This is a genomic window from Streptomyces sp. NPDC055140 (assembly GCF_053607285.1).
In genome coordinates this window covers 202,052-214,243 of sequence record NZ_JBSGTG010000003.1, presented here as the reverse complement: position 1 = coordinate 214,243, position 12,192 = coordinate 202,052, and the positions used below count along the sequence as shown (strand labels likewise).

Annotated in this window: 12 protein-coding genes; 6 read left to right on the top strand and 6 right to left on the bottom strand. The window is 71.3% G+C overall.

Annotated features, from left to right (window positions below; translation table 11 throughout):
* Positions 1-8 precede the first annotated feature (8 nt).
* On the top strand, positions 9-1,502 hold the full coding sequence (locus tag ACWFR4_RS08655) for a glycoside hydrolase family 3 protein (RefSeq protein ID WP_453651618.1): 1,494 nt from the start codon (positions 9-11) through the stop codon (positions 1,500-1,502).
* Between the two features lie 97 nt (positions 1,503-1,599).
* Here ACWFR4_RS08655 and nagB read toward each other — a convergent pair whose 3' ends face one another.
* Positions 1,600-2,385 (bottom strand): glucosamine-6-phosphate deaminase, encoded by a 786-nt coding sequence (nagB, locus tag ACWFR4_RS08650; protein ID WP_382603228.1) that lies wholly within the window; start codon positions 2,383-2,385, stop codon positions 1,600-1,602.
* A 273-nt stretch (positions 2,386-2,658) separates the two neighbouring features.
* On the opposite strand from nagB, the gene ACWFR4_RS08645 reads away from it, so the two are divergent.
* The 3 genes from ACWFR4_RS08645 (at position 2,659) to ACWFR4_RS08635 (ending at position 6,166) form a co-directional block, all read left to right on the top strand.
* Positions 2,659-3,729, top strand: coding sequence for an SIS domain-containing protein (locus ACWFR4_RS08645; protein ID WP_453467868.1), 1,071 nt, complete (start codon positions 2,659-2,661; stop codon positions 3,727-3,729).
* Positions 3,730-3,803: 74 nt separating this feature from the next.
* Complete coding sequence (locus ACWFR4_RS08640) at positions 3,804-4,445, top strand: TetR/AcrR family transcriptional regulator (RefSeq protein ID WP_453651617.1); 642 nt, start codon at positions 3,804-3,806, stop codon at positions 4,443-4,445.
* A 254-nt stretch (positions 4,446-4,699) separates the two neighbouring features.
* Positions 4,700-6,166 carry a sensor histidine kinase gene (locus ACWFR4_RS08635; protein ID WP_453467872.1) on the top strand — a complete coding sequence of 489 codons (1,467 nt, stop codon included), beginning with the start codon at positions 4,700-4,702 and terminating at the stop codon, positions 6,164-6,166.
* Between the two features lie 222 nt (positions 6,167-6,388).
* Here the strand turns inward: ACWFR4_RS08635 and ACWFR4_RS08630 are convergent, their stop codons facing one another.
* Both ACWFR4_RS08630 and ACWFR4_RS08625 read right to left on the bottom strand, forming a co-directional pair.
* Positions 6,389-6,646, bottom strand: a complete 258-nt coding sequence (locus ACWFR4_RS08630; protein WP_016639615.1) for a WhiB family transcriptional regulator — start codon at positions 6,644-6,646, stop codon at positions 6,389-6,391.
* Positions 6,647-6,965: 319 nt separating this feature from the next.
* Entirely contained in the window at positions 6,966-7,934 is a 969-nt protein-coding gene (locus ACWFR4_RS08625; RefSeq protein WP_453455235.1) for a diacylglycerol/lipid kinase family protein, read from the bottom strand.
* 126 nt (positions 7,935-8,060) lie between these two features.
* On the opposite strand from ACWFR4_RS08625, the gene ACWFR4_RS08620 reads away from it, so the two are divergent.
* Complete coding sequence (locus ACWFR4_RS08620) at positions 8,061-8,528, top strand: hypothetical protein (protein ID WP_453651615.1); 468 nt, start codon at positions 8,061-8,063, stop codon at positions 8,526-8,528.
* Positions 8,529-8,563: 35 nt separating this feature from the next.
* On the opposite strand, the gene ACWFR4_RS08615 is transcribed toward ACWFR4_RS08620, so the two are convergent.
* The 3 genes from ACWFR4_RS08615 to ACWFR4_RS08605 all read right to left on the bottom strand — a co-directional run bounded on the left by ACWFR4_RS08615 (position 8,564) and on the right by ACWFR4_RS08605 (position 10,537).
* Positions 8,564-9,610, bottom strand: a complete 1,047-nt coding sequence (locus ACWFR4_RS08615; protein ID WP_453455240.1) for an RNA polymerase sigma factor SigF — start codon at positions 9,608-9,610, stop codon at positions 8,564-8,566.
* Positions 9,607-10,020 (bottom strand): ATP-binding protein, encoded by a 414-nt coding sequence (locus ACWFR4_RS08610; RefSeq protein WP_100595936.1) that lies wholly within the window; start codon positions 10,018-10,020, stop codon positions 9,607-9,609. Before ACWFR4_RS08610 ends, ACWFR4_RS08615 begins: the two co-directional genes overlap by 4 nt.
* 256 nt (positions 10,021-10,276) lie before the next feature.
* Positions 10,277-10,537 (bottom strand): UBP-type zinc finger domain-containing protein, encoded by a 261-nt coding sequence (locus ACWFR4_RS08605; RefSeq protein ID WP_453455242.1) that lies wholly within the window; start codon positions 10,535-10,537, stop codon positions 10,277-10,279.
* Between the two features lie 53 nt (positions 10,538-10,590).
* On the opposite strand from ACWFR4_RS08605, the gene ACWFR4_RS08600 reads away from it, so the two are divergent.
* On the top strand, positions 10,591-12,189 hold the full coding sequence (locus tag ACWFR4_RS08600) for a Na+/H+ antiporter (protein WP_453455245.1): 1,599 nt from the start codon (positions 10,591-10,593) through the stop codon (positions 12,187-12,189).
* Positions 12,190-12,192: the final 3 nt, after the last annotated feature.

Below are 12,192 nucleotides of genomic sequence, written 5' to 3'. Positions count from 1 at the left end.
ACCGCCAGATGACGACACTCACCGCACGCGGCACCGACACCCTCACCCGTGACGCGCTCACCGTCCTCCAGCCCGGCTTCACCGGCACCAGCGCCCCCGACTGGGTGCTGCGCCGGCTCGGCGAAGGCCTCGCCTCCGTCGGCCTGTTCGGCCGCAACATCGTCTCGCCCGAGCAACTCGCCGCCCTGACCGCCCAGTTGCGCGCCGAGCGCGACGACGTCCTGGTCGCCATCGACGAGGAGGGCGGTGACGTCACCCGCCTGGAGGTGCGCTCCGGCTCCTCGTTCCCCGGCAACCACGCCCTGGGCGCGGTGGACGACGTGGAGCTCACCCGGTCCGTCGCCGCCGAACTCGGCCGCCGCCTCGCCGCCTGCGGCGTCAACCTCAACTGGGCCCCGTCCGCGGACGTCAACTCCAACCCGGCCAACCCCGTCATCGGCGTACGGTCCTTCGGCGCCGACACCGGCCTCGTCTCCCGCCACACCGCCGCCTACGTCACCGGGCTCCAGTCCGCGGGCGTCGCCGCCTGCACCAAGCACTTCCCGGGCCACGGCGACACCGCCGTCGACTCGCACCACGACATGCCCCGCATCGACGTGGGCCTCGACGTGCTCCACGAGCGTGAACTCGCGCCGTTCCGCGCGGCGATCGCGGCCGGCACGCGCGCGGTGATGAGCGCCCACATCCTCGTCCCCGCCCTGGACCCGGACCGCCCCGCCACCCTCTCGCGCCGCATCCTGACCGGCCTGCTCCGCGAGGAACTGGGTTACGAGGGGCTGATCGTCACCGACGGCATGGAGATGCAGGCCATCTCCGCCACGTACGGCATCGAGCGCGGCAGCGTCCTCGCCATCGCGGCCGGCGCCGACGCCATCTGTGTCGGCGGCGGGCTCGCCGACGACGACACGGTCCTGCGGCTGCGCGACGCCCTCGTCGCCGCGGTGCACGCGGGCGACCTGCCCGAGGAGCGGCTCGCCGACGCCGCGGCCAGGGTGCGTTCGCTCGCCCGATGGACCTCGGGGCCGGGCGCGGCCGAGCACTCGGGGGGCGCGCCCGACTCCGGGATCGGACTGGTCGCGGCGCGGCGGGCGGTGACCGTCACGCGCGGTGAGCACGCGGCCCCCGTCGCCGAGGCGCCGTACGTCGCCGCCTTCACGCCCGTCGCCAACATCGCGGTCGGCGACGAGACGCCGTGGGGTGTCGCCGCCGAACTGGAGCGGCTCCTGCCCGGCACGGAGACCGGCAGCTTCTCCGGCGCGGACGCGGGCGCAGCCGCCCTGGCCGCGGCGGGGGACCGCCGCATCGTCGCCGTGGTCCGCGACGCCCACCGCCACGCGTGGATGGCTCAGTCGCTGGACACGCTCCTCGCGGCCCGCCCCGACACGGTCGTGGTCGAGATGGGGGTACCGCAGGCACCGCCGCAGGGAGCCCTGCACGTGGCGACACACGGCGCGGCCCGGGTGTGCGGTCTGGCTGCCGCCGAGGCCATCACCAGTAAGTGACCTGCCGCCCTGGGCACAAACCACCGACGGCCCGCAGACGCACGAAAACGCCGGCCACCCCAACACGGGGCGGCCGGCGCGTGGGTTCAGGTCGCCCCTACAGCCCCTGCCAAGCGGGCTTGTTCGCGTACGTGTGCCGGAAGTACTCGGAGAGCTTGAGCTTCGACGCCGCCCCCTCGTCGACGACAACCGTCGCGTGCGGGTGCAGCTGAAGCGCCGACGCCGGCACCACGGAGGCCACCGGCCCCTCGACGGTCGCCGCCACGGCGTCCGCCTTGCCCTCGCCGGTGGCGAGCAGCACCAGATGCCGCGCCTCCAGGATCGTGCCGATGCCCTGCGTGATGACGTGGCGCGGCACCTGGCCGAGGTCGCCGTCGAAGAAGCGCGCGTTGTCCGCGATGGTCTGCTGCGTCAGCGTCTTGATCCGCGTACGGGAGGCGATCGACGAGCACGGCTCGTTGAACCCGATGTGTCCGTCGGTGCCGATGCCGAGCAGCTGGAGGTCCACACCGCCGGCGGCAGCGAGCGCCTTGTCGTACGCCTCGCAGGCCGCCTGCACGTCCTCGGCGCTGCCGTCCGGGCCCATGAAGGAGCCTTCGCTCAGGCCGAGTGGCTCGACGACCTCGCGCAGCACGGTCGCCCGGTAGGACTCGGGGTGTCCGGTCGGCAGTCCCACGTACTCGTCGAGCTGGGCGATACGGGCCTTCGACGCGTCGACCTCGCCGCCGCCGACCTTGGCCGCCAGCGCCTCGTAGATGGGCAGCGGGGTCGAGCCGGTGGCCACACCGAGCAGGGCGTCGGGCTTGCGGCGCAGCAGCTGGGCCATCGCCTCGGCGATGAGCTCGCCGCCTGCCTTGGCGTCCGGGACGATCACAACTTCCACGCTGGGCCTGCCGATCTGGTCGAGGGTGTGATGCTGCGCATGTGGTATAGACCAATCTAGCAGAGGTGGCCCGCCCGGTCACGGGGCGTACGCCCGCCGTCCGACCATGCTCGGCGCTCCCCGCGCCGACGGCACCTCGAAGCCGTCGCGCCCGAACCGACTCGGCCAGGCGCGCGCCCGCGTCAGCCGCCAGAGTGGAAGGAAGCGTGCACAGGAGGAGCCCCGGCCGGCCCCGCCCGCCGCACCCGCGACCGCCCCTCCGGAGGAGTCCGCATGACCGCCACCCCATCGGCCCCGAAGAGCGAGCAGCCGGGCCGGATCATGGCCCGCGAGATGGCCGAGCAGCCCGCGGTGCTGCGTCGCCTCCTGGACGCCGGCGCTCCGCGCATCCACGAGGTGGCCCGGCTGGTCGTGGCGCAGGCACCCCGCTTCGTCCTGCTCACCGCCCGCGGCACCTCCGACAACGCCGCCCTCTACGCGAAGTACCTGCTGGAGATCCAGCTCGGGATGCCCTGCGGCCTGGCCTCCATGTCCACCACGACGGCGTACGGCGCCCGGCCCGACCTGCGCGACGTCCTGGCCGTCACCGTCAGTCAGTCGGGCGGCTCGCCCGACCTGGTCGCCTCCACGAAGGCGGCCCGCGCGGCCGGCGCGATCACCCTCGCGGTGACCAACAACCCGGACTCGCCGCTCGCCGCCGTCTCCGAGCACCACATCGACATCATGGCGGGCCCCGAGAAGGCGCTCCCGGCCACGAAGACCTACACCGCGTCCCTGCTCGCGCTCTACCTCTTCGTCGAGGGCCTGCGCGGCGGCGACGGCTCGCCGGCCAGAGTGCTGCCCGGCCTCGCCCAGCAGCTCCTGGACCGCCAGGACGAGGTGCGCACCCTCGCCTCCCGCTACCGCTTCGCGGACCGCATGGTGATCACCTCGCGCGGCTACGGCTATCCGACCGCCAAGGAGGCCGCCCTCAAACTCATGGAGACCAGCTACATCCCGGCCCTGTCCTACTCGGGCGCCGACCTGCTGCACGGCCCGCTCGCCATGGTCGACAACATCTCGCCGGTCATCGCCGTCGTCACGGACGGCAAGGGCGGCAGCATGCTCCAGCCTGTGCTCGACCGGCTGCGCGGCCGCGGCGCCGACCTCGTCGTCATCGGACCCAAGGCCCAGGTGGACCAGGCGTCGGCCGGGTTCGTCCTACCGACCGAGGGCGTCGCGGAGGAGGTCCAGCCGGTCCTGGAGATCATCCCGCTCCAGCTCCTCGCGTACGAGGTCACCATCGCCCGCGGCCAGGACCCGGACGCCCCGAGGGCGCTGGCGAAGGTGACGGAGACGCACTGACTCCCACCGTCTTCTCCAGCGCCCGCTCCTCCGCGGCGCCCGCTCTTCTCTAGCGCCCGCTATAGAATTCGCGGATGGCGACCAAGCAGCGCGGACGGCCCCGCTCCTTCGACCGGGACGCCGCCCTGGAGAAGGCGACGCGCGCCTTCTGGGAACACGGCTACGAGGCGACGACGGTCGCCGACCTCACCCGGGCCATGGACATCGGCGCCCCCAGCCTCTACGCGGCCTTCGGCGACAAGAAGACGCTGTTCGACGAGGTCGTCAGGTTCTACAGCGCCGCGCACGCCTCGTTCGGGGAGCGCGCCTGCGCCGAGGAACCCACGGCCCGCGCCGCGCTGGCCCGCCTGCTCCACGAGGCCGCGGCCGCGTTCACGCGCCCCGGCCTGCCGCACGGCTGCCTGGTCGTCCACGCGGCGACCAACTGCACCACACCCGGGATCGAGGACGCCCTGCGCGGCCGGCGGCAGGCGGATATCGCCGCTTTCGAGACCCGAATCCGGGCGGGTATCGCGGAAGGGGAGCTTCCATCCGACACGGACGCGGCGGCTCTGGCACGCTATGTGGGGGCGGTCTTCCAGGGGATGTCCCAGCAGGCCCGCGACGGTGCGAGCCGGAGCGATCTCGAGTCACTCGCCGGCCTGGCGATGGCGGCCTGGCCCGCGGCCGTGAAAGCGGATACGAAGACACAACAACAAACATCGTCCAACGCGTAGACATGACAGAATGGTCTAGTCCACAATGGGATGGTAAAGCCTCCGCCCTCCCCGCACAGGAGGACGGACCGAGGAGCCGGCGCTCTCTGCCCTGACTGCGGCGGGTCCTCACACGGCCGACGGGACCGCACACCCGACGGCTGTTGCAACTCCGGGCTGCGGTGCCGGGAGGGCTGAGGGTCCCTCCCAGGCGCCGCGGCCCGCGGGTGTCTTCGGGGCCGAACGCGCCAGGTACCCTCGGCTCCGTGCCCTCCATGAACGACCTCGTACGCCAGCACACGGCCCTCGGCGACACCGACCTCGAGTGGCTGCATCTGCTGGTCTCGGAGTGGCAGCTGCTCTCCGACCTCTCCTTCGCCGACCTCGTGCTGTGGGTCCCCACGCTCGACGGCACCCGCTACGTCTCCGTGGCGCAGATGCGGCCCAACACCGGCCCCACCTCGTACCAGGACGACATGGTCGGCCATCTCGTCCCGCGCGGCCGCCGCCCCCTCCTGGACGCCGCCCTCGACGAGGGCCGCATCGTCCGCGAGGGCGACCCCGAGTGGCGCGAGGAGGTCCCGGTACGGGTCGAGTCCATCCCCGTACGCAGGGAAGGGCGCGTCCTCGGCGTGATCGCCCGCAACACGAACCTGCTCACGGTCCGTACCCCCTCCCGCCTCGAACTGACCTATCTCCAGTCGGCCTCCGACCTCGCCCAGATGATCGCGGCCGGGTCCTTCCCGTTCCCGGGGCAGCAGGTCGACATGGACGCCTCCCCGCGTGTCGGCGACGGTCTCATCCGCCTCGACGCGGACGGCGTCGTCCAGTACGCGTCGCCGAACGCGCTCTCCGCGTATCACCGGCTCGGCTTCTCCGCCGACCTGGTCGGGCACCACCTCGGCCGGACGACGGCCGAACTCGCCCCGTCGCGCGGCCCGGTGGACGAGGCGCTCGCCAAGGTGGCCAGCGGCTGGGCGCCGCGCGAGTTCGAGATCGAGGGGGAGGAGGGGTCGATCCAGCTCCGCGCGATCCCCCTCAAGCCCAAGGGCACCCGCATCGGTTCCCTCGTCCTCCTGCGCGACGTCACCGAACTGCGCCGCAGAGAGCGGGAGTTGATCACCAAGGACGCGACCATCCGGGAGATCCACCACCGGGTGAAGAACAACCTCCAGACCGTCGCCGCGCTGCTGCGCCTCCAGGCCCGCCGCATCGACTCCGACAGCGGCCGCGAGGCCCTGGAGGAAGCGGTACGCCGCGTCGGGTCCATCGCCATCGTCCACGAGACGCTCTCCCAGAACCTGGACGAGCGCGTGGAGTTCGACGAGATCGCCGACCGGGTGCTCGCCATGGTCGCGGAGATCTCACCGGGCGTGGTCACGGGTCGGCGCACCGGCCGCTTCGGCATTCTGGACGCCGAGGTCGCCACCCCGCTGTCGATGGTCCTCACCGAGGTCCTGCAGAACGCCCTGGAACACGGATTCCGTCAGGGCGACACCGGCACGGTCGAGGTCTCCGCAGTACGCGGCGGCACCACCAAGGACGCTCGCCTGCTGATCACCGTCACCGACGACGGCGTGGGCCTGCCCGAGGGCTTCGACCCGAAGCGGGCAGGCAACCTGGGCCTGCAGATCGTACGCACACTGGTCGAGGGCGAGTTGAGCGGATCGTTCGACATGGTCCCGGCGCCCGGCGGCGGCACACGGGTCGTCCTCGACATCCCGGTGACCGCCGACAAGTAGCCGGCCCGGCGCCGGGGGCGCCGCGCCGGCAAACCGACACAGCCGCAAACGCCAGTGAGCCCCGGACCGTTGGGTCCGGGGCTCACTGTTCGCGTTGCCCGGTCTACATCCCGGGCGGAGCCTGGGTGGAGCATCGGGGGTACTGCGCGCTGCGGCTCGGGGGCGGGAGTTGCGTACTCGCTGTACGCGCCGCCGGGCTCAGGCTCGTGGGGGGCGTGGGCGTCAGGCGCTGGCCTGGCGAGCACGGTTGCGGGCGGCGCGACGCTTCATTGCGCGGCGCTCGTCCTCGCTGAGGCCACCCCAGACGCCGGAGTCCTGGCCGGACTCGAGCGCCCACTGCAAGCACTGCTCCATGACGGGGCAGCGGCGGCAGACGGCCTTGGCTTCCTCGATCTGCAGCAGCGCAGGACCGGTGTTGCCGATGGGGAAGAAGAGCTCGGGGTCTTCCTCGCGGCAAACGGCGTTGTGACGCCAGTCCATGGCTGCTACCTCTCCTTGGTATTACGTGCGGGTTGCTTGTGAATGTGAACGCTTTCACGAATCCCCTGACAACGGAAGGGACTTTCGTCACATCTGCGACGATGTCCTGTGTGTTGAGGAGGGGGTTCGGGCTCTCTGTGGGGGCCGATGTTGCGGGCCGTCCCGAGCGCCATGTAGAGATTCGCAAACCTCGGCGGCGGATACAACCCCTTCAGGAAAGTTTTTTTTGATTCCTCGGTGTCGGCTAGGTCACAGCCGTACTTCCATGGGGTGGATCCTGGCCCAAACGTTCGAGATAAAGGACTTTGGGCTCTTCCACTCACACAATCACACGCAGTGCACGGCGTACGCCTGTGAACGTCACGCTCGTTCGCAGCCCCAGGTGGTCACCGTCCATCTGGAGGGGCAGGGGGACCTTCGATTGCAAGGTGAAGTCGGTCAGGTCGTGCAGGGTCACGGCGTTCTTCCCGTGGGGCCCCCGGTCGGGTGACGAGGTGAGCAGCTGGGTGCCGTAACGGGCCACCGAAGGGGCGGACAATTTCTTGAGTCCCAGCACGTCAAGGCCGGTGTCGAAGGACGCTTGAGGGGACGCGTAGAGCGGCCTGTTCCCCAGATATGACCATGGGGAGGTATTGCAGACTATGGACAGGACCAGATCGGTGACGGGGTCCTCACCCGGCCGGTCCAGTGTGATCGCGCCGTGCCGGCGGTCGTGCTCGCCGAGGAACTGGCGTACGACCTGGCGCAAATAGAGCGCGTGTGTCGATCGCTTTCCGCGTTCGCGTTGCTGTTCGACCCGGCCGATGACGCCTCCGTCGAACCCGAGACCGGCACAGAACGTGAACCACCGGGACGGGGCCGCCTCGTCCGCCGTGCCCGGCGTGCCGCCCGCGCGGCCGAGACCCACCGTGCGCTCCCGGCCCTCGCGCAGAGCGTCGAGCAGGGCGCCCGTCGCCTCCACCGCGTCGTTCGGCAGGCCGAGGGCGCGGGCGAAGACATTGGTGGAGCCGCCGGGGACGACGGCGAGGCGGGGGTGGCGGTCCGGGTTGGGGCCGTGGTGCAGCAGGCCGTTCACGACCTCGTTGACCGTGCCGTCGCCGCCGAGGGCCACGACCAGTTCGATGTCCTTGCTCTCCGCGGCCTGCCGGCCGAGGTCCCTGGCGTGCCCGCGGTACTCCGTGGTGATCGCCTCGAGCTTCATCTCGCTCGCGAGCGCGTGGATCAGTACGTCACGCGTGCGCGCACTGGTGGTGGTTGCCGCCGGATTGACCACAAGAAGTGCACGCATGCGAAGCAGGGTACCTACCGGGTGGTACTCGGCCCAGACCGAGGTAGGAGTCGGGTAAGAAACCGGGGTCCCGCGGGCCCCACCCGGGGCGGCCGGGAGGTACGGGCCGAGGGCTACCCTGCTTGGGTGACCTCAGAGCAGAACCCCAGCCCAGAAGACGCCGCGACCATCGACGACGGCCCGCGCCCCGGGCGGCTGACCGCGGCCGCCGCGCTGGCCGGTCTCGAGGGGGCCGCCCTGCTCGTCGGCGGCGTCGCCATGCTCGTCATGGGCCTCGCGGGTCACCCCGACAACCCCGAGCAGGCCGTGACCGGCGGTGTCACGCTCGCCGTCCTCGCGCTGCTGCCGCTGATCGCGGCGCGCGGGCTGCTGAAGCGGCGCAGCTGGAGCCGGGGGCCCGCGATCATCACGCAGATCATGGCGCTGCCGGTCGCCTACACGCTGCTCCAGGCCGAAAGCGTGATGATCCCGGGCGGGATCGCGCTCGCCGTCGTCGCGGTGACGGCGCTGGTGCTCCTGGTGAACCCGGCCACGACCCGGGCGCTCGGCATCACGACCCCGGGCGCCGCGGGCGACGTACCGGGCCAGAAGTAGCCGGCCCGTACGTCTCGGGTCTCACTCCTCGGGGCTCACTCCTCGACGAGGAGCTTCTCGCGCAGCTGGGCCAGGGTGCGGGCCAGCAGGCGCGAGACGTGCATCTGGGAGATGCCGACCTCCTGCGCGATCTGCGACTGCGTCATGTTCCCGAAGAAGCGAAGAAGCAGGATCCGCTTCTCGCGCGGCGGCAGGTCCTCCAGGAGCGGCTTGAGGGACTCGCGGTACTCGACGCCCTCCAGCGCCTCGTCCTCGGATCCCAGTGTGTCCGCCACGGCAGGCGACTCGTCGTCCGTGTCCGGGACGTCCAGGGACAGCGTGGAGTACGCGTTGGCCGACTCCAGGCCTTCCAGGACCTCCTCCTCCGAGATCGCCAGCTTCTCGGCGAGCTCGTGGACCGTGGGGGAGCGGCCGTGCAGCTGGGACAGCTCGGCCGTCGCCGTCGTCAGCGCGAGACGCAGCTCCTGAAGACGCCGCGGGACGCGCACCGCCCAGCCCTTGTCGCGGAAGTGCCGCTTGATCTCACCGACGACCGTCGGCGTCGCGTACGTGGAGAACTCCACGCCGCGCTCCGGGTCGAAGCGGTCCACCGACTTGATCAGGCCGATCGTGGCGACCTGGGTCAGGTCGTCGAGCGGTTCGCCGCGGTTGCGGAAGCGGCGGGCCAGGTGCTCGACGAGCGGCAGATGCATGCGGACCAGCTGATTGCGCAGGTCCGCGTACTCCGGGCTGCCGTCCTTCAGGGTGCGCAGCTCGATGAACATCAGCCGTGCGCCGCTGCGGTCCCGAGGATCGTGCGTGCGCTGCTGGTCACCGTGTCGCTCGTGCTCGCTCATCCATCCCGCCCGTCGCGCGTCCGGTCCTGCGGAGATCTTCTCCCCGCCGGCCGGCTCTGCCTGCTCCGACGCATCGGCCACCGCCTGCGAACCCGGCCGTTCGAGGTCCGTTGGGTCCTCCGGGTGCGGCCGGGCCTGCTGTTCGGGGATGCCGTCGGCAAGCCGCCGCATCCCGTCCCCGCCGTCGGCCGGGAGGTCCTGTGTGCCGTGCTTCTCGTCCCGCACCGGCCCGTCCCCGTTCGTCACGCCGGCCCGGGACCCGCGCCGCGCTGTTTGTAGAGGCTGATCGAGACGGTGTTGTCGTCGGCGACCGTGGAGTCCACCTTGCCCGCGAGGGCCGACAGCACAGTCCAGGCGAAGGTGTCGCGCTCCGGGGCTCGGCCGTCGGTGGTGGGCGCCGAGACCGTCACCTCCAGCGAGTCGTCGACGAGCCGGAAGACGCAGCTGAGCACCGAGCCGGGCACGGCCTGCTGGAGCAGGATCGCGCACGCCTCGTCGACCGCGATGCGGAGGTCCTCGATCTCGTCGAGGGTGAAGTCCAAACGCGCCGCGAGGCCGGCCGTGGCCGTCCGCAGCACCGACAGGTAGGCACCCGCAGCCGGCAGCCGGACTTCTACGAAGTCCTGATTCCCGGGCTCGCCTGCGATCTGGGACACCCTCACCTCCATGGTGGTACAAGCACTTTCGGGCTCCGGAGGGTACGTCCCCCGGGTGACGCGCTATGTGTTCAGCGGTGACGCTACCGCGCGCCCAAGTCTTCTGTCCCAGGGACCCCCGGCCCGTTGGTGTCACTCATAGTAAGCCTATGAGTACGGACAGTGGCTAGAGGGTGTGCGGACTCAATTGGAAAGAGCGGGCGCCGGGTTGACGTACCCAGGCCTCGCACGGTCGAACCGCAAACCGGCGCGGTCCTCAGACGAGCAGGCTGTCCACGAAGCACCAGCGCCAGCTCTCGCCGGGCTCGAACGTCCGGATCACCGCGTGGCCCGACTCCTTGAAGTGCTGCGTCGCGTGCTTCATGGGCGAGGAGTCGCAGCAGCCCACATGCCCGCATTCCAGACAGAGCCGCAGCTGCACCGGGTGGCTGCCGGCCGCGAGGCACTCCAGGCAGGTGTCGCTCAGGGGCGCGGGTTCGGGCTGAGGCAGCGCGTCGACGTGCGGGCACTCGTTCATGATGGCCAGGTTACGACGGGCGGCGGCGTGGCGGACGGCGGAGGGACGGGCTGATGGACGTATTGCCCCTGGTGGCACTGATCGCGGCGAGCGCGGCGGTCGCGGGGGCCGCGCGCCGGACCCCGGTCCCCGCGCCGCTGCTGCTCGTCGCGGTCGGACTCGTGGCGTCGTACCTGCCCGGAGTGCCGCACTACACGCTCGACCCGCACATCGTGCTGCCGCTCATCCTGCCGCCGCTGCTGCACACCGCGGCCCTGGAGAGCTCGTACCTCGACCTGCGGGCCAATGTCAGGCCGGTCGCGCTGCTCTCCGTCGGGTACGTGCTGTTCGCGACCGTCGCCGTCGGCTGGCTCGCGTACGAGCTGATCCCCGATCTGCCGCTGACGGCCGCGCTGGTCCTGGGTGCGGTGATCGCCCCGCCGGACGCGGTCGCCGCGACGGCCATCGCGCGCAAGGTGGGGCTGCCCGCGCGGATCACGACGATCCTCCAGGGCGAGTCCCTGGTGAACGACGCCACCGCGATCACCGCCTACAAGGTGGCGCTCGCCGCCGCGGTCGGGGAGGGCGCGAGCTGGGCGGGCGGGATCAGGGAGTTCCTGGTGGCGTCGGTCGGCGGCGTCGCCGTCGGCCTCGTCCTGATGGTGCCGCTGCACTGGCTGCGGACGCACCTGAAGGAGGCGATCCTCCAGAACACGCTCTCCCTGCTCATCCCGTTCGTCGCCTACGCGGCCGCCGAGCAGGTCGGCGCCTCCGGAGTGCTCGCCGTGGTCACGGTCGCCCTCTACCTGGGGCATCGCTCCTGGCAGGTCGACTTCGAGACACGGCTCCAGGAGGCGGCAGTGTGGAAGGTGGTCGCCTTCATCCTGGAGTCGGCGGTCTTCGCGCTCATCGGACTCCAGCTGCCCTTCGTCCTCAAGGACCTCGGCGAGTACAGCGTCGGGGAGGCCCTCGGGTACGCCGTCGCGGTCTTCGTGCTCGTCGTGGTGATGCGGTTCGTGTGGTCGTATCCGGCGACCTATCTGCCCTGGTGGCTGTCGGCGCGGATCAGGGAGCGGGAACGGGACACCGACTGGCGGCGGCCGCTCGTGGTGAGCTGGGCCGGGATGCGCGGTGTCGTGTCGCTCGCGATCGCCTTCTCGATCCCGCTGTTCGCCGACGACGGGAGCCCTTTCCCCGCTCGCAACCTGGTCCTGTTCCTGACGTTCACGACCGTGATCGGAACCCTCGTCGTGCAGGGGCTCTCGCTGCCCTGGCTGATCAGGATCCTGAAGCTTCCGGGACGCGACACGCAGGCCGAGACGCTCGCCGAGGCGCAGGCGCAGAACGCCGCCTCGCAGGCCGCCGAGGAGCGCGTGGACGAGCTGATGGAGGACGAGCGCAACTGTCTGCCGGAGCCTCTGGAGGACCGGCTGCGGACCGTCCTGGAGCGCCGCCGCAACTCCGTGTGGGAGCGGCTCGGCCACGCCAATCCGGTGACGGGGGAGTCCGCCGACGACACCTATCGCAGGCTCACGCGGGAGGCCATCGCGGCCGAGCGCGAGGTCTTCGTACGGATGCGGGACGAGCGGCGGATCGACGACGAGATGATGCGCACGCTGCTGCGCAAGCTCGACCTGGAGGAGGCGGCGGCCTACCGGGAGGTCGGCGACTGACCG

Excerpts from the sequence above, each read along its gene's own strand:
- ACWFR4_RS08655 (WP_453651618.1), top strand. The coding sequence starts at position 9 with ATGACGACACTCACCGCACGCGGCACCGACACCCTCACCCGTGACGCG.
- ACWFR4_RS08645 (WP_453467868.1), top strand. The coding sequence starts at position 2,659 with ATGACCGCCACCCCATCGGCCCCGAAGAGCGAGCAGCCGGGCCGGATC.
- ACWFR4_RS08640 (WP_453651617.1), top strand. The coding sequence starts at position 3,804 with ATGGCGACCAAGCAGCGCGGACGGCCCCGCTCCTTCGACCGGGACGCC.
- ACWFR4_RS08635 (WP_453467872.1), top strand. The coding sequence starts at position 4,700 with ATGAACGACCTCGTACGCCAGCACACGGCCCTCGGCGACACCGACCTC.
- ACWFR4_RS08630 (WP_016639615.1), bottom strand. The coding sequence starts at position 6,646 with ATGGACTGGCGTCACAACGCCGTTTGCCGCGAGGAAGACCCCGAGCTC.
- ACWFR4_RS08625 (WP_453455235.1), bottom strand. The coding sequence starts at position 7,934 with ATGCGTGCACTTCTTGTGGTCAATCCGGCGGCAACCACCACCAGTGCG.
- ACWFR4_RS08605 (WP_453455242.1), bottom strand. The coding sequence starts at position 10,537 with ATGAACGAGTGCCCGCACGTCGACGCGCTGCCTCAGCCCGAACCCGCG.
- ACWFR4_RS08600 (WP_453455245.1), top strand. The coding sequence starts at position 10,591 with ATGGACGTATTGCCCCTGGTGGCACTGATCGCGGCGAGCGCGGCGGTC.